The sequence below is a fragment of the Clostridioides sp. LIBA-2809 genome (assembly GCF_056688965.1).
The window spans coordinates 67414-93216 of the sequence record NZ_CP197005.1; the positions used below are offsets into that span (position 1 = coordinate 67414).

Annotated in this window: 23 protein-coding genes; 4 read left to right on the forward strand and 19 right to left on the reverse strand. The window is 25.3% G+C overall.

Going from position 1 to position 25803, the window contains the following annotated elements; translation table 11 throughout:
* The first annotated feature begins 11 nt into the window (after positions 1 to 11).
* Positions 12 to 359, forward strand: a complete 348-nt coding sequence (locus tag ACTG44_RS20605; protein ID WP_102822218.1) for a hypothetical protein — start codon at positions 12 to 14, stop codon at positions 357 to 359.
* Positions 360 to 532: 173 nt separating this feature from the next.
* Here the strand turns inward: ACTG44_RS20605 and ACTG44_RS20610 are convergent, their stop codons facing one another.
* Both ACTG44_RS20610 and ACTG44_RS20615 read right to left on the reverse strand, forming a co-directional pair.
* On the reverse strand, positions 533 to 754 hold the full coding sequence (locus ACTG44_RS20610; protein WP_021383390.1) for a LexA family protein: 222 nt from the start codon (positions 752 to 754) through the stop codon (positions 533 to 535).
* A 59-nt stretch (positions 755 to 813) separates the two neighbouring features.
* Positions 814 to 1035 (reverse strand): hypothetical protein, encoded by a 222-nt coding sequence (locus ACTG44_RS20615; RefSeq protein WP_021383424.1) that lies wholly within the window; start codon positions 1033 to 1035, stop codon positions 814 to 816.
* A gap of 240 nt (positions 1036 to 1275) precedes the next feature.
* On the opposite strand from ACTG44_RS20615, the gene ACTG44_RS20620 reads away from it, so the two are divergent.
* Positions 1276 to 1485: a hypothetical protein gene (locus ACTG44_RS20620; RefSeq protein ID WP_479918814.1), complete on the forward strand. Its 210-nt coding sequence runs from the start codon at positions 1276 to 1278 to the stop codon at positions 1483 to 1485.
* Positions 1486 to 1923: 438 nt separating this feature from the next.
* Here the strand turns inward: ACTG44_RS20620 and ACTG44_RS20625 are convergent, their stop codons facing one another.
* The 5 genes from ACTG44_RS20625 to ACTG44_RS20645 all read right to left on the reverse strand — a co-directional run bounded on the left by ACTG44_RS20625 (position 1924) and on the right by ACTG44_RS20645 (position 5248).
* On the reverse strand, positions 1924 to 2952 hold the full coding sequence (locus ACTG44_RS20625; RefSeq protein WP_172693300.1) for a hypothetical protein: 1029 nt from the start codon (positions 2950 to 2952) through the stop codon (positions 1924 to 1926).
* A gap of 93 nt (positions 2953 to 3045) precedes the next feature.
* On the reverse strand, positions 3046 to 3360 hold the full coding sequence (locus tag ACTG44_RS20630) for a hypothetical protein (RefSeq protein ID WP_172693301.1): 315 nt from the start codon (positions 3358 to 3360) through the stop codon (positions 3046 to 3048).
* A gap of 82 nt (positions 3361 to 3442) precedes the next feature.
* A complete protein-coding gene (locus ACTG44_RS20635; RefSeq protein WP_021383369.1) occupies positions 3443 to 4702 on the reverse strand; it encodes a hypothetical protein in 1260 nt (419 codons plus the stop codon).
* A gap of 21 nt (positions 4703 to 4723) precedes the next feature.
* Complete coding sequence (locus ACTG44_RS20640; protein ID WP_172693304.1) at positions 4724 to 5026, reverse strand: hypothetical protein; 303 nt, start codon at positions 5024 to 5026, stop codon at positions 4724 to 4726.
* A gap of 18 nt (positions 5027 to 5044) precedes the next feature.
* Positions 5045 to 5248 carry a hypothetical protein gene (locus ACTG44_RS20645; RefSeq protein ID WP_172693305.1) on the reverse strand — a complete coding sequence of 68 codons (204 nt, stop codon included), beginning with the start codon at positions 5246 to 5248 and terminating at the stop codon, positions 5045 to 5047.
* A 307-nt stretch (positions 5249 to 5555) separates the two neighbouring features.
* Here ACTG44_RS20645 and ACTG44_RS20650 point away from each other — a divergent pair, with 307 nt between their 5' ends.
* Positions 5556 to 6026, forward strand: coding sequence for a helix-turn-helix domain-containing protein (locus tag ACTG44_RS20650; RefSeq protein WP_172693306.1), 471 nt, complete (start codon positions 5556 to 5558; stop codon positions 6024 to 6026).
* A gap of 120 nt (positions 6027 to 6146) precedes the next feature.
* Here ACTG44_RS20650 and ACTG44_RS20655 read toward each other — a convergent pair whose 3' ends face one another.
* A complete protein-coding gene (locus tag ACTG44_RS20655; protein WP_021383393.1) occupies positions 6147 to 6524 on the reverse strand; it encodes a BlaI/MecI/CopY family transcriptional regulator in 378 nt (125 codons plus the stop codon).
* A 221-nt stretch (positions 6525 to 6745) separates the two neighbouring features.
* Positions 6746 to 7075, reverse strand: coding sequence for a CPBP family intramembrane glutamic endopeptidase (locus tag ACTG44_RS20660; RefSeq protein ID WP_420314849.1), 330 nt, complete (start codon positions 7073 to 7075; stop codon positions 6746 to 6748).
* On the opposite strand from ACTG44_RS20660, the gene ACTG44_RS20665 reads away from it, so the two are divergent.
* Entirely contained in the window at positions 7047 to 7187 is a 141-nt protein-coding gene (locus ACTG44_RS20665; protein WP_228846498.1) for a hypothetical protein, read from the forward strand. The two genes, ACTG44_RS20660 and ACTG44_RS20665, sit on opposite strands and share 29 nt — an antisense overlap.
* A 288-nt stretch (positions 7188 to 7475) precedes the next feature.
* On the opposite strand, the gene ACTG44_RS20670 is transcribed toward ACTG44_RS20665, so the two are convergent.
* The 10 genes from ACTG44_RS20670 to ACTG44_RS20715 all read right to left on the reverse strand — a co-directional run bounded on the left by ACTG44_RS20670 (position 7476) and on the right by ACTG44_RS20715 (position 25771).
* Positions 7476 to 8111, reverse strand: coding sequence for a hypothetical protein (locus ACTG44_RS20670; RefSeq protein WP_102822224.1), 636 nt, complete (start codon positions 8109 to 8111; stop codon positions 7476 to 7478).
* 66 nt (positions 8112 to 8177) lie between these two features.
* Positions 8178 to 9191, reverse strand: a complete 1014-nt coding sequence (locus tag ACTG44_RS20675) for a S1 RNA-binding domain-containing protein (RefSeq protein WP_102822225.1) — start codon at positions 9189 to 9191, stop codon at positions 8178 to 8180.
* A 20-nt stretch (positions 9192 to 9211) separates the two neighbouring features.
* Complete coding sequence (locus ACTG44_RS20680; RefSeq protein WP_172693308.1) at positions 9212 to 11485, reverse strand: VirD4-like conjugal transfer protein, CD1115 family; 2274 nt, start codon at positions 11483 to 11485, stop codon at positions 9212 to 9214.
* A gap of 139 nt (positions 11486 to 11624) precedes the next feature.
* Positions 11625 to 12488, reverse strand: coding sequence for a hypothetical protein (locus tag ACTG44_RS20685; RefSeq protein ID WP_131793141.1), 864 nt, complete (start codon positions 12486 to 12488; stop codon positions 11625 to 11627).
* A 378-nt stretch (positions 12489 to 12866) separates the two neighbouring features.
* A complete protein-coding gene (locus ACTG44_RS20690; RefSeq protein ID WP_172693310.1) occupies positions 12867 to 13463 on the reverse strand; it encodes a RusA family crossover junction endodeoxyribonuclease in 597 nt (198 codons plus the stop codon).
* Positions 13456 to 13917: a YopX family protein gene (locus ACTG44_RS20695; protein WP_172693311.1), complete on the reverse strand. Its 462-nt coding sequence runs from the start codon at positions 13915 to 13917 to the stop codon at positions 13456 to 13458. The genes ACTG44_RS20690 and ACTG44_RS20695 overlap by 8 nt, the downstream gene beginning before the upstream one ends.
* A gap of 10 nt (positions 13918 to 13927) precedes the next feature.
* On the reverse strand, positions 13928 to 14365 hold the full coding sequence (locus tag ACTG44_RS20700; protein WP_021383343.1) for a hypothetical protein: 438 nt from the start codon (positions 14363 to 14365) through the stop codon (positions 13928 to 13930).
* Between the two features lie 15 nt (positions 14366 to 14380).
* A complete protein-coding gene (locus ACTG44_RS20705; protein ID WP_172693312.1) occupies positions 14381 to 14767 on the reverse strand; it encodes a hypothetical protein in 387 nt (128 codons plus the stop codon).
* A gap of 115 nt (positions 14768 to 14882) precedes the next feature.
* Positions 14883 to 15218, reverse strand: coding sequence for a helix-turn-helix domain-containing protein (locus ACTG44_RS20710; RefSeq protein ID WP_021383376.1), 336 nt, complete (start codon positions 15216 to 15218; stop codon positions 14883 to 14885).
* Positions 15219 to 15463: 245 nt separating this feature from the next.
* The gene (locus ACTG44_RS20715; RefSeq protein WP_479921710.1) at positions 15464 to 25771 is read right to left on the reverse strand and encodes an immunoglobulin-like domain-containing protein; all 10308 of its coding nucleotides are present in this window, start codon (positions 25769 to 25771) and stop codon (positions 15464 to 15466) included.
* Positions 25772 to 25803: the final 32 nt, after the last annotated feature.

Here is a 25803-nt window from a genome sequence, read left to right on the forward strand (position 1 = left end):
AGGCTATATATATGTCATATATTTATAAATTTGGTAATGCTGAAGAGCAAATGATGAATGATTTCTATAAAAATTATAGAGCGGATTATAAAGCTGATTATTGTAATTTAGAACTACATGAATCTATAGAAAAAATAGAAGAAGATAAACTAAACATAGGTATGTTACTTGAATATAATAAGAATATTGAGTTTGGTTCCTATATTAAAATTGCTGTTATAGCGATTCTCTTTATTAGTATTTCAAGCTTTTTAGCATATAATACTTTTAATTCATTAATAAGGATTTTATTCATCATAAGTATAATCACTTGTATATATATCGTATTTAAGATTAAAGATAATAAAGTCAAAATATAGAAAATATGAATTAATGGCATTTGGCAAATTAAAAATATTAGATGAAATCCATCTAGAAAATCTTGAAAAAGTAAAATTAGAACATTATTAATAGTAGGCTATTTGAAGGGTAATATAAATTTACTGCCTTTCAAATAGTCTACTTAATTTTTAGATATTTTTTCAATTCATCATTATCTATTTTTTAAAATTTGAATTGCTCTTGGTTTGTTTGATTCTCTTTTAATATATCCTTTAGCTTCTAGCTTATTTAAGTTCTCATATACAGATGAAGTTGAACTAAGACCAACAGCATGGCAAATATCTCTGATAGAAGGAGGATATCCTTTTATTGATATTTCTTTTTTTATCACATCTAAAATTAGAAGCTGATTGTCTGATAAATCTTTACTCATATATACACATCCCTTTACTGTTGTAAAACGTACGTTCGATTATAAGGTAAAAATAAGTGTTATGCTAATTTTATATATTCCTCATAATCTATCTCACATCCAGAATAACCTTCAGAATATGGATCTTGATAGCATAATATTTCTTCATTACATATAGCATTATTTAAAATCTTTTTATTAAGTAGTTTAATATAGCAATCATTTTCATACTCCCAAGCTTGAAGAATTTCAATATGTATCCCATCATCTGTTATATAATCAGTTATATAATATTTTGTCATAAAGTTCACCTCTCATTAATAAAATAATATATTTTACTATATTATAACATATAATTGTCCTGTTATTGTGTATTTTAAGAAGATTATAAGTTGCCTTAATAATAATATATTGCTATAAAAATATTTTATTTCAACATACAAAATAAGAGTGTGAACCTATTCTAAGACAAAATACTAAAACAAACTTAGATTAAATGCTATAATAAAGCTAAATAAATTAATGTTGAAAGGAGTAATATTATGAAAGAGCATGAATTAGAGCTGGATGTAAGTATCTCCATACCAATTTTAACAGTTATCTTTTATATGACTATAGTTTCAAGTTTATCTGCTCTGAATAGCTTTAACAACATAAAATATATACCAATAAATGAACTAGGTTTGACCATTGGATTTGTTATATTTAACCTTATACTGAACTCTATATTTATAGAATTTACCTACATTTAATTATAGCAGCTATTGATGAATTATTTCTGCTATAATTCAAATTTATTTTGACATACCAGATTATTTTTTATATAATTAAAGCATAAACATTCAATGTTTATACTTGCGATATACATGTTTAAATTGTACTATGTTAGTTATAAAATGCCATGCTTAAATTATATGGAATTTTGTTTAAATTGTACTATGTTAGTTATAAAAGACTATGCTTAAATTGCATAATATTTTGTTTAAATTATACTATGTTAGTTATAAAACCTTATGCTTAAATTGCATAATATTTGTTTAAATTATACTATGTTAGTTATAAAATTCTATGCTTAAACTATAGTTATATTGCAAGTTGTTTAAATTATACTAAATTAGTTTTATGTAAAGAGTTGTAAATATATTATATTTACAACTCTTTTTTGTTACAATATTTTTTAATTTAACAAATTAGTTTTCATAAACTATATTTTGATTGTAAATTACACTATACCATTTTCCATCACAATATTTATAAATTTCTTTATTAGCATACCTTCCATCACTATATTTCACTGCATAATAGCCATCTTCAAATTCATATTTTTCAAATTCATATGTTACTGTTGCACCACTTCTTGATCTATCTATTATTGTTGTTAGAAAAGAAATTATTTCACCATTTTCATCACATTTAGCAACATAATAGCCAGGCATTGATTTAAAAGTCTGTCCATTTAATTTTTTTAATTCATATGGAATATCATTGAACTCTTTTAGTTCAATAGCTTTAACAAACTCCTTATTTAATATCTCATATTTTATATTGTATTTCTTCAATTTATTCAAATTTATTTTATATTCAAATTTATTTTCATTCGTTGATGATTCTGATAGTTTACATATTTTAGTATCCATCAATACACCAAATAAAGTATGGTAGTCATCTTCATTTATAGATTTATGCTTGTCTCTATCTAAACAAAATGAATTTTTATTAAAATAATTAACATATACAATATTATTATCTAAAAATTCTCTATTTCTTTTGATAACATTTTCTATTTTTCCTACATATTCGCTACACACATTATTAAATTCTTTTTCAAAGATTTTTTCATATTTCTCAATATCTGATATTGAAATAATATTATTAGAATCAATATCATCTTTTAAATCATTTTTAATTTTCTCAATATCATAATTAATCAATATAAGGTCACCTAGTTCATCTAGACTAGTTTCGATTGCAATAAGAATAATATGCTTAGCTTCTTCGTCTTTCTCATTAATATTTTTTAATTTTTCAATACATGAAGCTAATAGAAACTTCATTCTTTTTATGCTTGCATATTTAAAAAGACTATCTGCATATCCTTTATCAATCGAATTATCCATTGAAATGAATTTTAACATAGACTTTACCATATAATAGTGCCTATCTAACATTTCATTTAAGATTCTTTTTTTTAAGTCATTTAAAGTTCTTGTCTTATCCATTTAAAACAACTCCTATTTTTTATATTTTAATTATAACTCTTATTAGTAAAATTGTTATTGTAATAGGTATAAAAAGTTAAATAAATTAACTTTTTACACTTCTAAATTATTTTGACTCATATAACCTATTAAACATTTAATTATGGTATCTTCATATTCATAAATAGTTTCTATATTGTAATCTTCCCAATCTCCATACTTGCAACTATCAATACTAATATATTTAATTTTTTCTGTCATTCTTAGATATATATTTGTATCATCATATAAAGTAATGCAAACGCTATTACTTGTTTTTCCATTCCATGTTTTTTGCAAGTAAAGATATTCATTCACATTTATATAATCATCTTCTAACATTGCTTTTTTTACTAATTCAGCTATTGTATTTATCTTATTTTCATTCATATTATTATCTCCTATTAACTTTGTTGACAAGCAGCTTATTTTTAATTGCTATTAATCTAGCTACACTATAATGCATGTTTATTTAAGGTATATAGTTGAAATCCAAAACATATGTTTGTATATATTTTACTTTAAACCATTCTGTACTATCATATTTATATATAGATTCTTTATCTCCATATTTTATGATATAATACCCAGGTATAAAGTCATATGTCCCAAAATCATATGTATAATTTTTATCATTTATTGGAATTGTTTTTAAAAGAAATGATTCTATTTGTCCATATTCATTACATTTTGCTATATAAAACTCAGAAGGTTTTTTTTGTAGTGTTAGAACAGTATTATTTAGTAAATCTAAAATTATAGGCATGTTATCCAGTTTGATTAGATTTTTTGTAATCCCAGTTTCAAGAAGTTCATAATTTCTGTTATATAAATCTAATCCCTTTAAGTATACTTTTATATCATATTCACTGTCACTAATTTCTCTTATGTGCTTATCTATACCTGAGTTGATTATAAAATTTTCTATTTTATTTAGTGTATTTACTTTACTTTCAAGTATAAAAGAATTTATATTTATTGAATATACAACCTTGTCTTTCATAAATTCATATTTTTCATTTTTTTTATGTTCTAAAATTCTTTCACATCTTTTTTCAAGTTCTTTAGTGTCATAGCCTAAGAAAGAGAGTTCTTCTATTATGATATCATATTCCTTAGCATCTTTTAGATTAATAAAATCTAAATTGCTTATTTTAGCCCAATATTTAGTAATTGAATTTAAAAGATATTTTATTCTACAATCTTTAATTATATTTTTTAACTTTTTTTTAAACTCATTAGTATTAAATCCTAATTCCTCAAGATTACTAATATATATAGATATTAATTTCTGGTATGATTCTAGATTATTATAATTAATCATATCAAACAGTCTATTACAAGAGTTTATTAAATAATCTACCCTAAGTTTTTCTAGGTCTTTAATCTCATCATCTCTAATTATACCCTTCATTACAAGTTCTATAGCAAATGTTAGAGCATAATTGTATGTAGATTTATCCATATCATATTGTTTAATCTCATGAAATTTATCTATAAACACTTGATTTTTATATTGCTTACTATAGATATTTTTTCTTATACACTTAAATTCTTTTAAACTTTCTACCCCACAAAAATCAAATATTTTTCTTAAAAGGACCTTATCTTTTTCTATTCTTTTTGAGCTCCAGTGATTCAATTTTATGTCATAAAAGCAATTGGTTTTATTATTGTCTATATTAACATATAAACAATGTCTAGGTTTTGAATAATATACTCCTAGTATCATTATATATTCCTCCTAATTATTCTATTGTTTAAAATATTCCTCAAATATACTTAATATAATCTTTGATTGTTTAGCTGTAAGTTTGGGTAAACGAGGATCTCGGATTGTAATAGGTTCTTCACCTAAAATTTGATATTTACTATTATCTTCATCATTAAGCCAGTCTAAAGCTTCTTTCTCAGTTTTCTTTTTTTCCATCCAAAGTTTGCCTAATGAGTTGTCTATACAGATATAGTATTTATCATCCTTATACAGATATAAACCTATAATATTATTTTTTACAATACGATCAAACGCATCTTTATCTACATTTTGTATATTCATACCTCTTCCTCCAATTGGCTAATATCTATTAAACTCAAATGGTTCTTTATGACGTATCTCACACTCTAATATTTCTGCTACAAAAACTTTTTCTGATACATCTCCTGGATAATTAGATATAAAATATTCTTTAAATGCATCTCTATAATCCTCTAAATACACATAAGGTGGTAAATACCTTTTCCAATCACTCATTTTTAATAATTCATCAAAATACTCCATTATTTTATCTCTCCTTTTAATTTTGCTGACAAGCAGCTTATTTTTATTTGTATTAAAAAAATACATTATTTCACCTCATATATAATATGGGGCAAATATAATTTTTTTTTGAAAATAATATTATTGTAGGAATTCACATTATAGAGTTTTAAAATAGCACTTGATTTACTTTATGAATACTGTAAGTTAAGAAAAATACTTATTTTACAGGGATGCAACTCAAGGTTGACAAAAAATATAGTCAAATTGATAGTATGCAACCTGCGTATTTGTTAAGATTTTAGTATAAAGGTTGAGGAGGAGAAAAATGGATATATCTGAAAAAATCTTAAAATTAAGAAAAGCACATAATTTATCTCAGGAACATTTAGCAGAGCAGCTTAGTGTGTCAAGACAAAGTGTATCAAAATGGGAAACAGGTCAATCAATACCAGAAACAGAAAAATTAATAGCTTTAGGTGAAATATTTAATGTTACAATAGATTATCTTTTGAAACCATCTGAAATAGATGAAATATCAATTAGAACAGAAATTTTAGAGAAGCAACAACAACAGTTAGTCGAAAAGGAAAGAAAAAATGATAGGGTTAGATTTATTGTATTAAGTTGTCTCGCAATATATTTAATTGCATTCTCTATCTATATTATTGGCCACTTCTACTTTGAAATATGGAATCCAAGTATAATATTAAGTGAATTTGCAATAGCAACTGCAATAGCAATTGCTATTAATTTAAAACATAAGTATAGAACTAATAAAAATTCATCAAATGGCTAGATATATTGATTATTATTTATAATAGAATTAAAGTCCTTACAATCCATTTATTTAGATTATGAGGGCTTTTTTACTAGATATATTTAAATTGGTGTTTAGAGAATAGTATAGGTGAAATTTTTAGTCATCTTCTTCCCAGTTTTTTACCCACTCTTCTAATGAGGTTAACTTTTCATCTGTTAATTCTTCTTGAAATAATGACACTAAAAGGCTTTTTATAGAGTTGCACCCTAAGAGCTTATGTATTTTTTGCGATATAAATTCAGAATACTTATCTTCTTTAATTGAAATTGTATAGTATGTACATTGACTTGTTTCTTGAATATATAAGAATCTTTTATTTGATAACTTAGACAAAGTCTTTAGTGTTGTTTTTTCTGACCAGCTATATTTTTCTTTCATATAATTAACAACATCATATGATTTTACCCCTGTATCTAAACTCCAAATAAATTTCATTATAATTAATTCTGATTTTGATAATCTTCTCAAATACATAATTATCGCCCCAATCATTTGTTTATTTAATTAAATGTTACAGCAATAATTTTATATAATCAAATCCAATTATTACCATATATTTACTGTGCATTGAATGGCTATATCTTCTGAGTCTTTATTCTTAATGTCAACTAAATCAATAACTTCATGCATATTATTAACTTGTTCTATAGCATAAATGTCATATTTTAAAATGTTTTAGAAAAACTAAAGATTTTTTATGTAATATAGATTGTCAAAATAATGAAGTTAATAAAATTATTAATAAAATGTAATAAGATACATATATTAATTGAACAAGTCCTATGGTATAAATAGCCTAGAAAGACACCTATTATCATTGCATTGATGCCTTGTAATAGATTTAAATGATATATACTAAATAAAAAAGAAGATAATATTATAGACTTGAAAGCATTACAATTATCAAGTAGATTATTTAATATAAATTTCCTATAAATTAATTCTTCTGCGATAGGAGCAATTAAACAAGTCTGAATAAATAAAGATAATAAATAAATGATAAGTTTAGATGAAGTATCAAGTATTAAGTTTAATTTCGGGAGTACAGAATATAGACTTAAATTTAAAAAAGTATTTTCAAGTTTACTTAGTAGTATTGAATTTGTAACCATTATAAAAAGTAGTATTGTTATGTAGTGTGTAATTTTCTTTTTATTATTTTTATATTTAATCTTAATGATATCTACTGGGAACTTATATATTAAAACATACATATTGTAATATATTAGTACTAATAGTACTATATTTAAAACCGAATACACATACACATTAGTAACTCTATTTGTTATTATAGTTACTAACGACGTAGATGTCAAAATTAATATTGTATGTATGATTGTTATCAAAAAAATGTCTCTATACTTTCTCATAAAAGCTCCTATTCATAATTATTGGCCAATAAAACTTATTGACCAATAATTTATATCATTTGCATTTATTATAATTATTATATTTTTGTACTATATCAGATAGCTTATCACTTAATAGTAATCTTCTATCCTTTACTAAGACAAATGCAATCATTTTATTTTTAAATAATTTAAATTCTCGATAGCTGGTAAGACTATTTTCATTTAAAACTATTAATATATTTTTTATATCTTCTTCTGTCTGAATTAATATTTCTACTAGATTTTGCTCTGAAGGATTGCAATAAATAATATCAAATCTTTTCAAGTCTTCCTCATCATTGTTTTTATAGAGTTGGTAAAAATATATCCTTGGAATAACACCATTATCTTTATTGAAATAACATATATTCATCATATTTTTAAACTCTATATATACATTAGTTAATATTAACTCGTCTTGATTAATTTTATCCTGGTCTGCTAATACATCTATAAAAATATCATTCTCATTATCATAATAAAAACTATATCCTGGATTTATAATTCTTTGCCCTCTTTTTAATGCAAATTTTTTTATATTATTAATCTTTTTGATTTTACTTTTGGGAGTTACATTTTCTATATCTTTTGGATCTAGTCTTATAAGCTGTTCTGATGTACAAAATCTAAGTATTTTAATATATTCATCCACTGAATAGCTTTTTAACATTGATTATATTCCCACCTTCTATATACATTGTTTTAATTAAAAAGAGATAGCTCTAAGTAGAACTATCTAAAATATACGACCAGATAATTGTTTCTTTTCTTTATCTATTTTTCTTAATAATACAGTTATTTCTTTTCCTATTTCTAAATTAACATTTCTTTTTACAGGATAATTACATGCTATAGTTAATCCTCTTCTAAGTTCAAGATATATTAGTTTTTCTGAAAGCTCCTTTATCTTTGCTATATATACACCTCTTTCTGAATAATATTTTTTATCAATAATATATTTATCAAATATGTCTTCTTCAAGTTCTTTTCTACTTAAAAAGCATCCTTCTTCATCTAATTTTAATATCTTTAAATTTACTTCATCGCCTATTTCAAAGTAATCTTGTATTCTATAAACTCTAGAGTTAGATATATCTCTTTTTCCAATAGTACCTATTTGGCCATCAAATTCTGTCACAGCATAATAATCATTTACATCTATAACTTTAGCTAATACAATATCATTTACATTATGAGGTCTAGCTTTTCTTAATATTTCTAATGCTCTTTTTCTAGAAGCATAAACAACCTCATTTTCTTCATCTATAGATGTTACCAAATATGATACAGTAGAACCAACCATTCTTCTTAAACCTCTTACTTTAGCAGCTATAAGTTGACTCCCTTCCAATTTTCTAACAGATAAAGGTAAATATAAATCCATTTCTTCTACATGTATTTTTATCTTTAATTCATCTTTGTAAGCACAAGCATATATATCACCATTTTTGTTTTCTCTTTCTACAGATTGTATTACACAAGTATCAATATATCTTTGATACATTAAATCTCTATATTCAGATATTTTTTGTCTTTCTCCAGTATAATTATTTCTTCTTTTAGGTTGTTCAATTAATGTATTTTCTTCTTTAGTAGTTACATTTGTACTATCAACATTTACTTCTTCAATTTCATTTATTTTGTCTTTCTCCATAAATTGTATCAACTCTGAATCTGGAAGCTCGATACTTCTAACTTCATTACTTTCCTCTATTTTTACTGTTTCCTCATTTATTCTTATTTCTTCCATTTTTTTATCCTCCAAGTTTTTTATTTGTTGAACATAGATAAAGACATCAATTCTTTTTTATTTTCTATATCTATATCATCATTTTCATCTTCTTCATTGTTTAGAGCTATATTTATATGTATATCTCCTCCAACATCTTCTACAACTAAATCTCTTTCATTAGAAATCCCTTTATCTTCATGTATTTCTAATTCATTATAATATTCTTCTTCTAATATTATTTGTTGTGCTTCATACTCATAAAATTCTAAATTATACTCATCCTGTATGAGATTACTTTTTTCTAAGTTTATTTTTATATCTTTTTCAGGATTAGTTTCATTACTAATAGATTTTATATTAAATATCTGATTACTTAATTCATTGGTATTAAAATTACTCTGTTCAAAAGATTTATTTTCACATTCTGCTATCAACATATCTAACTCTTGAAGAGCTTTTATATTTCTTTCTTTCATATCTTCTTCCATATGTTCATCAATTGTTATTTCATCTCTAAAAGAATATAGCCAATCTTTATGGAATTCTTTGGACCATTCTTTGAGCATATAATATATTGGTATTTCTTCCATTTCATCACTAAGTTCATGGTTTGTGTAATCCATCTTGCTCATTTTTATAGGATTTTGCCCTTTTAGCATTAATATAGAATGAAACGGATTTATCCTTCTAACCTCATCCATATTTAAAATATTTCTTTTTACATATTTTTCGGATATTTTCTTTTCTAATGGATTAAAACTATATTTATCTTTACTTTCTGAAAAATCTTTAATAGTCATAGAACCTAAAGTGTCTGAGATAAATTTAGCAGTTGTATTTTCATTACATCCCAAAAATATATGATTATCACAATTTCCTAAAATATCTTCCCATTTTCCTTCTGGATATCTATTTTGAAGTTGTGTTATATTTTGAAATATTACAAACGCATTTATACCCCTTGAACGTATTGTAGCCATTTTCTTTTCAAAGTCAGGAATCTGAGCTATATTAGGAAACTCATCTAATATGAAATTTACTTGTTTATCTAATTTTCCTGTTGGTTTTCTATCTGCTATTGATATCAATTTTATAAAAGCCATAGAAAAAAATAAACAGGCCATAAAATCAAATGAAGCATGTGAATCTGGTAAAACAGCAAAATAAGCACATTTTTTTCTTCCTGGAAGCCCTAAGTCTATCTCATTTTCTGAGGTAAGCATTTTAAATTTTTTAGACTGGAACAATTGTAATCTAGTTGCTAATCCAGAGATCATTCCAGATCTTATTTTAGTATTTTCAGAGCTTTCTAAAAATATATTATATGGCTGAATCGCAATATGGTCTTCTCTAAGAAATTTAAATCTCATTTCTAGTTTTTTAGCTGCATCTTTTGCAGTTAGAAAACTATATAGTGAAGTCATATTTCTTTCATTTTCTGGAAGTTCTTTTATTATGTATAAAACTAATGCCTTTAATAAATTTTCTTGTCCTTTTTCCCAAAAATCACCTCCAGCTTTTTTATTTTCTTTTGTATTAAGCATAATTGATTGTGCAAATGTTATAGCACTCATATCATCTTCTACAGTTGATAATATGTTCCATTGATTTGAGCATTCAATATTGTTTAAGTTTAATGCCTTTACTATGTAACCAAACTTTTCTAATATACTAGAACATTTTCTAAGAAGCTCTCCTTTTGGATCTGTTATAAACATACTTTCTTCTGAGCGAATGAGATTTAAAATATTTGGAATAACAAAACTACGAGACTTCATTGAACCTGAACTTCCAAATACAGCTACATTTCGATTATTGAATGTATTTTTAGGCAAGGTGATTATATCCTTTGTACCCCTAAAATATCCAAATATTATACCTTCATTTGTATTAATTGAAATATAATCCTGTAATTTGTTAATTTCGCCTCTTCCCATCCATTCAGCAGTTCCATATGTCCCTAAATTTTTTGCACAATCTATTTTTTTCTCTTTCTCCTCAAAATTAAAAGAACCGGATTTATTTACAATGAATATGGCTCTTATTATGAATCCAAATATTAAGAAAGTTATATTAAGATTTATAAGTGTAAATATTATTTGGAAATTAAATAACTTAAACAAAACTTTAATAGGAGAAAAATATAGCTCTAATAAATTTACATTAAAGAATCCTTCTCTAATCATAATTACAATAGGAGCTTCCATGTATATTATTGTAGCTATAAGTGCTAAATACTTTTTTTGACTACTTCTTGGTATCTTTTTTAATATATTACTTAAAATTAGATAAATCTTTGATAATTTAATCACCTCCTAAAAAAAATACAATATTCAGTTATAGAATCTGAATATTGTATTTAATAAATTGGATTTATTTAGTTAATTAGCTATTCATCATGTAAAAGATTAGAAACATTTATAAAATAGCTTTAAATGGGTATTTAATGCCTTATTTGTATATAGAATTAATATCTAGACTAACTATCTTTGCATTCTTAAATTCATTCTTTACTTTATCTCTTTGATGTTCAAAGCATAGGATATAACAACTATCAATTGTCTGCTCCTGTATAAAATAATTAACTAGTTCCTCTTTTACAAAATCATTTTCTAAAAAATTAAATGTTATTATATTATTTATATAGAGATAGTTATTTATAAACTTTATATTGATATTGCTCTTTAGCAAATCAAATATATTTTCATTATTGAGCATATCATCAGAAATTAAATTTAATACTTTAAATGAATCCTCTTTCAAACTCATTAATATTTCTTTTTTGATAAATTTTTTTTGAATGTCTATTGATTTATAATATCTTAAATTATCTTCATTTTCGAAGAATATAATTACATTTTCTATCATTAGATCATTAATCTCATTTATAACTTTTTTAATATAAAAATTGTTTGAATTTCTTTTTATTTTATATACAAAATATTCTTTGTCATTATTACCAATAACTTTCCCATAAAATAATTTTATAAACTCTGTTCCATCTTTTATATATTTACCATTCTGTATTTGTGAACGTCCTAATCTTTTTTTGAAATTTTTAAAACTATACAATAACTCATGAATCTCTGCTAAAAATCTTCTTTTTTCCATTCTCAAATAATTTTTATAATGAATTTTTTCCCCAAGCAATTTTAAATAGATACGACCTTCATTACCTAATGTGAACATTTTATTATTTTCCTCAATATATTGTTCTTCTTTAAGTCTATTTATTCTTGCATACTTATACTGATTAGAATATTTATTCTTTGGGTCTTTTAACTCATAAAATTTATGTAAATACTTTCTTTTCACAGATCCATACTCATTTAATAATTTTAAGCATTCTAGATCTCGTTCTTTAATTGTTATATCACCCAATTGTATAATTTTCCTTTCTTTATTCAAATTTTTTTATCTGAAATATAACTCTTTTTTATTTCAATTTCCTAGCAAATTTTTTTAAAGTTATTTGAGATTTTATCGGTACACAAATCTCAGCTTTTTTTGTTAGCATACCTAAATCTGTACCTATTTTGTCAGGAAATTTTTTCATGAAAGCATTGCAAATACTACATTTAACTCCTTTTTTTTGTATTGAAATTCAATACTTTTTTAGAATAAGTATTTCAATATTGAAAAATGCGATTTTTCAATATTGAAAAATTATCATTTTGTATATTAAAAAACTCATTATAATATACAAATCTCATTTACATATTCTAAGGAAAAATCTTGATTATAAATTGTTATTTCTAGACCTATATTTTCACTACTTTCACCAGTCATTAGTATTTTTACTTGCTCAAAATTATCATCCTTGATTAAATTAGATTTCATAATTGCATCTGTATATGTTTTAAAAAAATAGTTATCAACATCATACTTTAGATAATCTAAATACAACTTATATTTTATGATAATTTTGTTGAAATGTTCGTTAAATCCACTTAATTTATAAATTATTAACTGTTGAATCAATTCTTTATAATCAGAATAATATCTTGAAGATTCTACTGAAAATAAATTTGGTGGCAACATATCTGTCCATATTTTTATTTTTTTGTTTTCTACATATTCATTTACTTCGATTAACTTATCAGAATAATTACTCACATCATCTAATTCTAATCTTTCAGCTACCTGTTCATTTTTCATTATTTGTTGTACTAAATGATACTTTGTATTCTCTAATGTTTCTAAAGCCTTAAAGATATTTCCATTATTTAAATTTATTTTATCTCTTATGTCTTTTAGCGAATGGTCTATAATATAACTTTCTTCACTCAAATAAATCACCTCTATTCTTGGTACATAAATTATACTTTTTTATCAAATCTTCATTATCATATTTATTTCCTATAATGGTTATCTCATTTGACTCATTAAATAATAAATAGTAACTATCACCATCATATATTTTCCAACTTCCATTATGAAATTTCACTACCCCTATTATTGATTTTTTATCAAAATACAAGTCTTTCATATCATTTTTAGCTATATATACTATTGAATGAACTATATCATCAGAATATATATTAGTTCCATCAGAATCCTTTTTAAATGTAATTTCTCCTAGCGTATTTCTTTTTATTGGTATATGATGATCTATTAAATCTGATTTTCCTGTGTTATATACTATCTTATGTATTTTAGTATCATTAACTCCTGTTGAATAATAATGTCCATATATCCAGTGATTATTTTTTATAGATTTTCCTCTAAATGTTTTTATTTTCATCTGCTCACCTTTAAAGTTCTGTAATTTTATAAGTAATATTATTTAATTCAAAACAATCTGAATCACTATATTTCTTCTTAAGAGTATTAAAAACAAAACTTATATCCTCATTTATAATTTCAAATTCTTCATTTCCTATAACTGATTTATACAACTCGCTTTCATTTAAACTTGTTATATAATCTTCAGCTATTGTATTTTTCTTTATTAATTTTTTAATCTCATACTTATGTCTAAAACTATTCTGTATAACTGTAGTTCCTAACAGATTACTGTTTATATAAATACAATCTGACAAAAGCTTTATTTCACTATAATTTCCTAGCTGAAAAAGTGATATCTCTGATACTTCTTCTATCACAAGTTTTTTATAAATTGTTATATGAATAAATATCTCCTCAATATTAGCTACAAATTCTATTTTGTATTTTCCAAATTTATTTAACATATTTCCTCCACAATATTATTCATTATTTGATGTTGTTAGTATAGATGATTCATTATCTATATTATTTCTGTATTCCTTAGGATATAGCTCGCCATTAGTTAATATCTCTTTTGCCTTTTCTATAGATAGAAATTCACTTATTATAACTGTATCAATTAATAGCTCTTTTGATTCTTCTTCATATTTGCACAACCTTCCCCAATAATATAATTTTTTATTTAAATATTCATTTGATTTTTCATCAACATATACAACACCCCAATTTGTTTGTCTATTACATTTAAATAGAATAGAAGGATACTCTATCCCATCTATTCTGCAATTAGCTAAAATCACATTATAATTTAGTTGACTTTCTAATTGTTTTTTAAAGTTCTTTCTTTCATTTTTATCGAAAAACATTTTTATCACCTCTTAAAAATATTCATAAAAAAAGTTATATTGTAGGCTATATAAAGCAACTACAATATAACTGATGAACATAAAAAAAGAGTTATCTTATTAAAATAACTCTTTTTTAATCCTTATTTTCTAAATATTTTAGATTTTTAATTAATACAGTTAAAACTTCTTCTACAGTTCTCAATTGATCAGGATTCAAATCTTCCAATTTATTTGTTATTTCATTTAAAACATTTGGTTTAACATGCTCAACTGAATCTTTAAGAATTATATCTGCTGATATGTCTAAAGCATTTATAAGTTCTAAAAATGTACTCAAACTTGGTATTTTTCTACCTCTTTCAATATTACTGAGATGGTTATACCCTATATCAATTTTTTCAGATAGTTGTTCTATTGTGAGTCCTAATTCTTTTCTTCGTTCTCTTATTCTAGTACCTAAAAATTCCATGATGATCTCTCTCTTTACATAATTTTATTCATAGTATATATTTTTGAATTTTATTTTGTAACACCCTAGAAGAACGCATTACGTTCTTCTAGGTTTAATTACTATTAAATATCTTATGCTTTTTTCTAAAAATTATGCTTGATACAGAATAAACACTATAACTTCACAACCATCTTATGTTTTAAAATGATAATTACTTGAAAAGATAACTCTTCTAAATACTATTATGATATAAAATAGTTTAATTATTTTTTTCTTCTATTAAAAATTAAACCTATTGTAGATAATATTCCTATACCCCAAAATATACCTATCCCCGTATCACCTGTAGGAGGATTATTTTTCTCTATATTATTATTATCAATTTCCTTTTCTATCTTCTCATCATTTATAAGAGAACTTATACTATTTGAGGATTCTTCTTTAGAATTATTATCTTTGTCTTTTACTTCTTCATCTTTTTTAGGATATATTATTACTCCATCTGGTTTAAGTATTGCTCCACCTTCTGGTATTTGAATTGTCCCATCTGGAAATATAATTATCCCTCCTGGTGGTACAATTATATTTCCATTATCATCAATAGTTGGTTTTTCACCTTCTTCATTTGGTTTAATTTCTGTTCCATCTGGTTTTTCAATTGTTCCATCTGGAAATACCTTGTTTCCGTCTTTGTCAATGAATATATCTTTATTATCATCTTTACCTGCATCATCATCTATATTAGGAAGCTTATCACCATTTACGTTATCTTCATCTTGATTTGGTTGGTCTGGTCTAGTTGGAATGTGATTATTATGTGAATCATCATTATCATTATCACCCCAATCTGGATTTGGATTAGGTTCCTCACCATTATTATTGTCCCATCCACCATCTTTTACAAATATTGTCGCTCCTGCTACAGTTGTATTATTATCTGAATTTTTTACTTTGTAAGTCACATTGTATGCACCAGGTTTAATTGTATTTACAATACCAGACGCTTTTATTTGTGCTGTTATGTCTCCATCTACATCATCATAAGCATATACTCCACTTTTTATATTAAATGTATCTCCTACATTTAGGTATTTATTATAAGTTTTTATTCTCGCCCATCTTCCATTTTGCCAATTTTCATTATTATTACCTAAATTTGGTTTATCTGCTCCTTTTTCTATGACATACACAACTCTAGTAAATTTTACTTTATTACCATCACTATCACTTACACTATAAAGTATTACATATGTCCCAACTGCATTAATATCTAAGTTAGTTTCATAAGTTATTTTATTTGTTATGTCTCCATCTTCAGCATCAATAACTCTTATACCATTTAAAATTCTATCTTCTCCATATTTTTCGCCTACATAAATGTAATCTTCATCCCAAAAATTGACTTCTGGAGGACTATTTATTTCATTTGGTTTGGAATCTGGTAATTGCTCACTATAGTCTATAACTCTTATCTTACATACTCTTGAAGTTTCTTGACCTTTAAAATCTGTTACTGAATATACTAACTCATATTCACCTTTTTCATATCTGTTTACAAATCCTTTGACTTTGATAAAATTGGTTAAATCTTGACCTTTGTAATCTTTTGCAGTAACACCTTTCATTATTTTAAATTCATCACCAATCATTATGGTTGCAGTACTCACTCCATTTATAATTGGAACTCCAGTTATATTTATAATAGGTGGCTCAATTACTTCCTCAGCAGGTGGTTTACCAATTTCATAATGTACAATATCTCCTTCATTGTCATAAGAATCAATTGGCACAACATGAATATATTTATATCCTTTATGTTCAAATTCTATTTTATTAGTAGATATAGATGTGGTTATCATACCACTTTTTAAATTATCTTCTCTTTTATTGCTTAATTTCCATTTAAAAGATTTAACAACTCCACTTATACTTCCTGTAACTCCCCATTCATTTCCTTCTTCACTTGTCATATCCCTAAGAATTAAGTTATCTTCCTTTAATCTAGTTCTAACTTGATACTTTTCAGAAGCTCCTACATCTCTAGCATTTATATTAAGTGTAATTTTATCCTTTAATTCATCTGTATCCATATCACTACCATGTATATTATTTACTTTTGGACCATAAATATCTTTTGCATTTTTATCTACAAAATTTAAATCTTCTGTATATCCAACAGTTTTATAGTTTCCAATTTCATAATCATATTTTCTAACTTCATAAAATACTTTTTCTTTTAAAGGGTTCTCTTCCCAGGATATGACTAAATTATTTTCTTCAAAGTCTGGCGTTACTTTAATTTCCATATCAGCATATACAATTATATTTCTTTTCACTTCTCTTTTATTCCCTTGAGAATCTTCAACTTTATATGTTAATAGGTATTTTCCATTTACATCTGAATTTACTTTTCCCTCAATTTCTATTTTAGACGTTAAATCTCCATCTTCTGTGTCATATGCACTTATTCCTTTAAATGGGTCAAATTTATCCCCTTCTTTAACCCTTATAGTGTTCACACCCCTTATAACGGGAACATGATTAGTATCATATTTGCTACTTATTAAATGATGTGCAGTTTGGCTTACATTTCCATTTAGGTCAATAGCTCTCACATGTAGAAATTTGAACTTACTATTAGATATATCTATATCGCTCACATTTTTTGCATTTACAAAATTGGCTGCTTCTGTATCTTCCTTATCGTCTATTATATAATTGAACCCTGCTAATCCAACTGAAACAGAACCATTTTTAATTTCACTAGAGTTTATAACATTACCATTTATGTCTATTGCTTCAACGAAGTATCTATATGTTGATGCTAAATCTCTTGCTAATAATTTTAATTCAGTATTTTGTTCTGAATCTTTATTGATTCCTTTATCTGCTAATTTTATTATATTTTTAGTTAAAATAGTAAGTCTACCAATTTTACTCGTTTCTTCTCCGATAATTACTTCATTTAAATAAGTTATTATCGGGGAACTTACATCATTGGCTGAATTATCTATAAATGTGGTATCATTGAAAACTCCTTTTTCTTCAAAATCATACCCATTTATATTTGTTCTATATAATTTATACTTAACAGCATTTTTTACCTCATTCCAATTGATTACCAATTCATCTTTTTTTGGTTCTTCTATATTTAACTTCATATCACCTGTAACATTTACTTTTACAATTACTTCTGATTTTAAGCCTTTACTATCTTCAACACTGTATTTAATTTCATATACACCTTTTATTTGATTATTGACTTCTCCTTCAACAACTAACTTATCTGTTAAATCTCCATCTTCTAGGTCATATGCTTTTACACCATCCAGTTTATTAAATTCTTCTCCTATTTTAATAACTCTATTTTTTCCTTTTACAGTTATTCGTGGCTCATTATTATGTGTTTCATCAGCAAGTTTAATATGTTTTGTTTTTGTAGCATTACCTTGCTCATCTATTGCTTTTATATGAAGATATGTATTATAAGTTATATTTTCAAAAGAAAATTTTCCATCTGTATTATTTATAATATTATCATCAAGCTCTGTATCTGGATTTTCATCAACAATGTAGCTATATCCTTTAAACTTAGATGTGACTGTAGCTTTAGAAACATTTGAATATGCAGTTTGATAATCGTCTTTATCATAACTTTCTATTTTATATTCATATGTCGTTCCAACTTCTTCTGCATGAAATTCTAATCTCGAACTCATTTCCTTATCAAATATTAAAGAAAAATCGTATACTGGAGGTGTTATATCTTTTCCATCTACATCTTTAAGATAATTTTCTTTTGTACTCTCTGAGATAGTTTTAAATTCATCTGAATTACTATTCAACTCTCTTCTAAAAACTTTATAATATTCTGAATCTTTATATTTATTCCAACTCAAATTAACACAATTACTTTTATTATCATTTGTAGAATTCAAAACAATATCTTGATTTGATACTATTTTTTGTATATGTGCAGTATCTTCATATTTATATATAATGCTACTATCATTATTTTTATCATTTTCAAATTCAACAACAAACCCCTCTATGTCTGTCCAATATGGGTCAGGTGAGTTGTTTGTGTCATTCCATAAACCTTTTGAATTTTTAATAGACACCATATAATGTTCAGTTCCTCCAAAATTATTCGGTTCTCCAGAACACCAATTTGTAAATTTAACAAGCTCTCCTGTAACCCACTTCCATTGACCTTCTTTTTCCTCATCTGTTGCTCCAAGCCAAGTAGTTTTCGTTGTTAAAGAGTTAAACAGGTCTAACTCATGTTTTGATTTAATTGTTGCTAAATGTCCTTTTAGACCCTTATATTCCATTTTTTCAGCTTCTAATTTAGCATTTTTCCAACTTATTCTTTTCGCTTCTACAAATTGATAATAATTACCATTTTGGGGATTATATACCATATCATCTACATTATTATTTTGTAATCTTACATTAAATGTAAAACTTGTACTATTATCATGTTCTATCTCAATTGATTTAATTAATTCTTCTGCTTCTTCTGTAGTATATTTATCTTTTAATATTACCTGTTGCCCTTTTACAGATTTCTTTACACCTTTGTCATTGTATTTAATAAGTATGCTATTATTAAATCCTTCATTTATATAAAGTTTAATACCATTTATTAATTCATTGCTATTATTTGTAATTTTTGCATCAGGAAAATTAACTAGGAATCTTTTCTTATTTGCTTCACCTAAATCAAGATTTAAATAATCAAAATCTTCCTTTACTGTAATGTATTTTATAACCTTACTCTCTTGTTCTTTACTATCTTTCACACTATATTCTATTGTCCATTTTCCTAAGATATTTGTATCAAATTTATCAGTTATTTTACCATTTGGATTTTTAATACTCACTTTTATATCTTTAGTTAAATCTCCATCATAATCATCTTCTGCTGAGATATTTTTCATAACATCATACTCTTCATTTTGTGAGACTGATATGTTTCCACCAATTCTTAAAACTGGTGGGTTGTCTATAAATAATCCTGTTATTGGTAATGTAACTATCTGACTCTTATTTCCTGCTTTATCTATAGAGATTATATGGATATATTTTTTACTTGCTAATTCTTTTGCAGAAATAAATCCATCTGAACTATTTATTACATCCCCCAAATTTGATGATGGAGTAGCGTTATCAGTAACTTCATAGCTAAAACCTTCAAGACCAGATTTTATTTCAACCATTTTTTTATTTGAAGTATGCGTTACATCTCCAAATTCTGATACACCTTCCACATAATATTCAAATTTAGAAGCAACATCCTCAGAATCGAATTTTAAACCCTGTTTTATTCCTGTATCGTATAATTTATATATAGGAGTTGTTGGTTCATTTATATCTTTTCCTTCAATATCTTCAAAATAACTTTCATTTTTATCTGATGAAATTACTTGAAAATCCCCTATATCATTTTTCTTTTGAAATACTTTATAATAACTTATATCTTTAACATCGTTCCAATCTAGTATTACTTTATTTTCTTTTTTATCTACTAATGTATTAAGTACTATATCTTGTTTAGACTTAAAAGGTTCAATATTTATAATGCTTTCATAGTCAAAAATATTTATTGTATCTGGAGAAGGAAGTTTATCTTCCATCCCAAATTCTACTACAAAACCATTCTTTTCTTTATTATCTGTTGATGCTTCATTCCAAAATGATTGTTCTGTTAACATACTTAAAACTTCTTTTTCGCTTTCTGAATCTATTTTTACTAAATAACCTTTATTACCTAAAAACTCTTGTTTACTTGCTTCTTTTTTAGCATCTTCTAAGCTAATTCCCTTCGAATAAATAAATTTATAATAATGATTATTTTCATAATTATAAATTATACTTTCAGCATCATTACTACTTAAAACTATATTAAAGTTAAATTTCTTACTATTATCATGTTCAATTTTTACTGATTTAATTAAATTTTCAGCATCTTTAATGGTTAATTCATCATCTATAACTATACTTCTATTAGTTGTTATTTTTTCAATTCCATTTAGTGTATAATGAACTTTCATAGAATCATTAAACTCATTGCTAAAATACATCTTAATTCCATTTACTTTTTCATTTTGCTCTTTAGATTCTATTTTAGCATTTGGAAATTGTGTAAACTTACTTGTTGTTAATAGTTCTCCAACATTAAGTTTTAAGTTTATATTCTTTATTACATTTATTTTTCTGATATATTCTGTAGTTTGACCCTTGCTATCAGTTACCTTATATTCTATAATCCAGTTCCCTAGAATATTTGTATCTATATCAGATACAACTTCCCCTTTAGGAGATATAATTTTAGTATTAATTTTACTTGTTAAGTCTCCATCTATTTCATCAGTAGCAGACACTCCCTCATTTACATCTATTTTACTATTTGCTTTTAAAGAACTATCTCCAGGTACATTTATAACAGGAGGTTCATCTACAAACAGACCTAAAATTGGAATTGTTTTTATAGCACTAATATTTCCTGCATTATCAACTGATGCTACATATAAATAATTTTTATCTACTAAATCTCTAAATTGTATAAAACCATTACTTTTATTTTTTAATTCAAGTGGTATTGTAGAACTATTGCTTACCTCATAAACAAATTCTTTAAAATCACTTTGTACATTTATATTTTCAACATTTGATGTTCCTATTTTATTTCCATTTCTGTCAATTGCATTTATATAATATGAATATTCACTTCCTAAATCGTCTGAATTTAATTGTATTCCTTTTTTCAATTCATCTTGTATTTTATATTCTGGAACTAAAGGGGCTACTGAATCTTTTATACTATAATCATCTATTTCATTAATATCTGATGTCACACTTTTAGATAAGGTCCAACTCTTATCATCTTTTTTCTTAACATAAATATTGTATGCATATGCTTCTAAATCACTATTCCATTTTAATTTTGCTTTTTCTAAATTATCTACTAAAGTAACTTTTAAATTTATATCTGGTTTAATTTTAATATTAGTAGAGACTTTATCTAAAAATCCAAGTTTGCTAACATTTGCACTCCCCCATCCGTTATTTACGACATAATATATAGAAATTGCATCATAACTATCTCTTTGTACATCAATTTCTCTTAATTTAGTATAATCGTAATTTGGATAGAATATTGTAAAATTACCTATATCTTTCCATATGTTATTTTTTAACCCCTTAATATAAAAGCGATTATCTACTCCAGAAGTTTTTGATATACTTACAGTACTAATTTTTAATGGTGAATTAAATGTTATTATTGCAGTATTTCCACCTTTTCCAGAATACCAGCCTCCTGTTAAAGCTTCTGGTTTATCTGATGTAGTTCCCAAAGGAATATATCTTTCTTCTGCTAAAGTAATATTTAAATTATATTCTAAGCTGCTATCACATTTAATTTTTAGTGTCTTTAATACTTCATCCAACTGTTCTTGATTAGAAAGTGCTATAGATAAGCTATTTTGTTTTTTAGTATATTCAATGTCATTTAATTTATATTTTATTTCTATATCGTTACTAAAACCCTTCTCAAAGTTTATATTTAAGTTACCTTTTCTATATAGTAAGCCTTTAGCATTTGGAAATAATACATTTCCGTTTCCATCATTCTCATAGTCACCTAAATCTAGTTCTAAATTACCTTGAACTTGTGGTATGCTATAATTTTTTGTTATTGTAACTGGCTTACCTAATAGGCTAATAGAAAATTCACAACCTTCATATTCATCATAACTTATAGAAAAACTTCTTAGAAGCTCATTTAAAGTATCTTGTGTTAATCCTTCGATAACTATATCTTTTCCCTTTTTAGTTATCTCTTCGCCATTTATACTATATCTTATTTCTAACTCAGTTTTTGAAACAAAATTTAAATCTGCCTTATCTCTTATTTTTCCAGCAGCATTTTTGAATGTTATTATTCCATTAGAATGTTGTATTTCACCCATATCCAAGCTATCATCCATTTCAATTTTAATATCTTTTGTAATCTTTTTCCCAGAGTTGAAATTTAGAGAAAAAGACATATCTAAATTAGATGTGTTATCATGTGATATTTTAAGACTACTTAATACTTCTTTTAGTTGCTCATTATTTTCTATATTAATAACTATATTTTCATTGTTTTCTTTTTTTTCTTCGCCATCTACACTATAAGTTGTTACTAAATTTCTATTATATCCATTTTTAAATGATATATTTAAACTAGTATTTGTATTTATTTTGCCAGCTGCACTTGGAAATGTTATATTCCCTTTTCCATCGCTGTTAAAATCACCTATTTCAAAATTAGCTTTATCTATAGATATGTTTAAACATTCCTTTTTTTTATCAGACATAAAAAACTCTAAATCATAGATATGAGCCCAATCTCTTCCATATGAATAGAATTCTAGCTCTTCATAATTATTAGGAACGACATCGAATTTTGCATTTGATTGATTTGCCCCAAATGAGCCAATATCTTTCCAAGTTCCATTATTTTTCCCCCTAACAATTAAAGCGTTTTTAGAATTATATCTTATTGCAGATAGATATACATTATTTATATTTTTTAAATACATTGATGTATTATAAGTTCCTGCGTTCCATCCTACACTACCTTTAAAAACATTGCTAGGTTGATTATTTCCATAACCTATTCCTGAAGCTACAAAATTTTTAGGAATCTGCCAAGATAAATTTTCCATATCTGCATCTGAAGAAACTGAAAATATCTTTAAAGAACATCCTTCAAGTTCATCAAAAGTAATTTCTAAGCTTTTTAATATCTCATCTAGTTCCTTTTGAGAATTTATTTCTATTTTAACAGTCTTATCTTTTTTTATTATTTCCTCTCCATTTAATTGATACTTTATAGACGTATCCTGATTTTCTACATCATTGAGCTCAAAGACTATACTAGAACCAAATCCGACTGTATTTCCCTTAGCATCAGGAAATGTGATTTTATTATTTATTACTTTCTTTTCTCCAAGCTCTAAATTTAACATACTTTCAATTTTATCTACTGTTACAGAATCTGAAGCAAGTTCTTCTTCTAAATTAGAGTTTAATATAACTTCATGTATAGTAGCCCAAGCACTTCCTAATCCTCCAGTAGCTATCCAAGACGAACTTACATTAATTTCATCATAATCACCTTTTTTTATAATAGGGATATCAACTGTATTCATCTCATTCCCTTTCACTATTTCAACTGTTTGACCAATTACCTCTGATGACCCTCCTTTCTTACCAGTTATAGTGTATTGATTTTTTATTGTTGTCGATGGAGATACTTTTAATTTTATAGTATCAACTTTAGTTTGACTTGGAAATTTGAAATTGATATTTCCAGATTCACTAGGAGCATTCCAATACGTGTTTACATTACAATCAATCACATTCGCTGGATAACCTGCACCATAATAAGTTCCTGTTGCAACCGTTCCATCAGGAAAAGTTTTCTTTAGTTCCATATCTACAAGGCTTACATCAATTTTAACTTTTTGGTTTTTTGTATTTAACTTCAATGTTTTTAGTATTTCATTTATTGTTTTTCTATCATATGCCTCTGTAATTACCACTTTTTCATCACTATTTATCTTATTTCCATTAACTTCATATTCAGTTCCTATAGGTGTCGAATATTCAAGCTTTAGACTCAATTTATCAAATCCATTTACAACTGCACTTGGAAAAGTAACAAAAGAGTCATTAATAGATGGCTCGCCTAAGTTTAAACTTGGAGAATCAGTATAATTAAAATGCTGTGCTTCAGTTTCATCAAATGAAATCTCGCAAAGTCTACTCATATTATCGTCAGATAAATTAGGGATTACTTTTACTCCTTTATAGATACCTTTATCTACTTTAATAGTTTGAGTCTCTCTAGAATAGAGGTCTATAGCGTAGTCATTGGCTTCACCTATCTTTGTCCAATTTCCATCTTTAAGTGCTTGTATTTCTGCACCATTTTTTCTTCCAAATGTCAAATTTATTTTATCTAATTCTGTTTCTTTATCAAATAATAACTGCCACCAACCTGTTCCATCAGCTTTAAAATGGCTTCCTAAATTCCCATCTATTGCTTCTTTTTCTCCATCACCATTTGAGCTTATAGTTCCTTTTGGAATACTAGTCAATTTTATTGAGAAATTTACATTCCCATCACATTTTATTTCTAATGATTTTAATACTTCTTCTAACTCTTGTTGATTTTCTATTCTTATATTTATAACTCGACTTTTAAGAGAAGGTTCATATGTTATTCCTTCCATTTTATTTCCATTTTTTATATAACTAATTTTCACATTACTTTCACCATCAAAATTAAAAAATAGATTAGCTTGTTCTTTTATAACTCCCTTTGCATCAGGAAAACTTAGAATTCCATCGTCATTTTCATATTCACCCATATCAAGTAAAAATTTTTCATTTTCTAAATTATTTTCATAATTCTTATTATCAGCAAAAACATTAATACTAGGTGTAATGCCTAAACTAGTTGAACTTGCAATTATAGTAGATAATAAAACTGAAATTACTTTTTTGTTGTACATACACAACACCCTTTCTTTATATTTGTTAATTA

Coding starts and splice junctions, on each gene's coding strand:
- ACTG44_RS20605 (WP_102822218.1), top strand. CDS start 12: ATGTCATATATTTATAAATTTGGTAATGCTGAAGAGCAAATGATGAAT.
- ACTG44_RS20610 (WP_021383390.1), bottom strand. CDS start 754: ATGAGTAAAGATTTATCAGACAATCAGCTTCTAATTTTAGATGTGATA.
- ACTG44_RS20615 (WP_021383424.1), bottom strand. CDS start 1,035: ATGACAAAATATTATATAACTGATTATATAACAGATGATGGGATACAT.
- ACTG44_RS20620 (WP_479918814.1), top strand. CDS start 1,276: ATGAAAGAGCATGAATTAGAGCTGGATGTAAGTATCTCCATACCAATT.
- ACTG44_RS20625 (WP_172693300.1), bottom strand. CDS start 2,952: ATGGATAAGACAAGAACTTTAAATGACTTAAAAAAAAGAATCTTAAAT.
- ACTG44_RS20630 (WP_172693301.1), bottom strand. CDS start 3,360: ATGAATGAAAATAAGATAAATACAATAGCTGAATTAGTAAAAAAAGCA.
- ACTG44_RS20635 (WP_021383369.1), bottom strand. CDS start 4,702: ATGATACTAGGAGTATATTATTCAAAACCTAGACATTGTTTATATGTT.
- ACTG44_RS20640 (WP_172693304.1), bottom strand. CDS start 5,026: ATGAATATACAAAATGTAGATAAAGATGCGTTTGATCGTATTGTAAAA.
- ACTG44_RS20645 (WP_172693305.1), bottom strand. CDS start 5,248: ATGGAGTATTTTGATGAATTATTAAAAATGAGTGATTGGAAAAGGTAT.
- ACTG44_RS20650 (WP_172693306.1), top strand. CDS start 5,556: ATGGATATATCTGAAAAAATCTTAAAATTAAGAAAAGCACATAATTTA.
- ACTG44_RS20655 (WP_021383393.1), bottom strand. CDS start 6,524: ATGTATTTGAGAAGATTATCAAAATCAGAATTAATTATAATGAAATTT.
- ACTG44_RS20665 (WP_228846498.1), top strand. CDS start 7,047: ATGATAAGTTTAGATGAAGTATCAAGTATTAAGTTTAATTTCGGGAGT.
- ACTG44_RS20670 (WP_102822224.1), bottom strand. CDS start 8,111: ATGTTAAAAAGCTATTCAGTGGATGAATATATTAAAATACTTAGATTT.
- ACTG44_RS20675 (WP_102822225.1), bottom strand. CDS start 9,191: ATGGAAGAAATAAGAATAAATGAGGAAACAGTAAAAATAGAGGAAAGT.
- ACTG44_RS20695 (WP_172693311.1), bottom strand. CDS start 13,917: ATGAAAATAAAAACATTTAGAGGAAAATCTATAAAAAATAATCACTGG.
- ACTG44_RS20700 (WP_021383343.1), bottom strand. CDS start 14,365: ATGTTAAATAAATTTGGAAAATACAAAATAGAATTTGTAGCTAATATT.
- ACTG44_RS20705 (WP_172693312.1), bottom strand. CDS start 14,767: ATGTTTTTCGATAAAAATGAAAGAAAGAACTTTAAAAAACAATTAGAA.
- ACTG44_RS20710 (WP_021383376.1), bottom strand. CDS start 15,218: ATGGAATTTTTAGGTACTAGAATAAGAGAACGAAGAAAAGAATTAGGA.
- ACTG44_RS20715 (WP_479921710.1), bottom strand. CDS start 25,771: ATGTACAACAAAAAAGTAATTTCAGTTTTATTATCTACTATAATTGCA.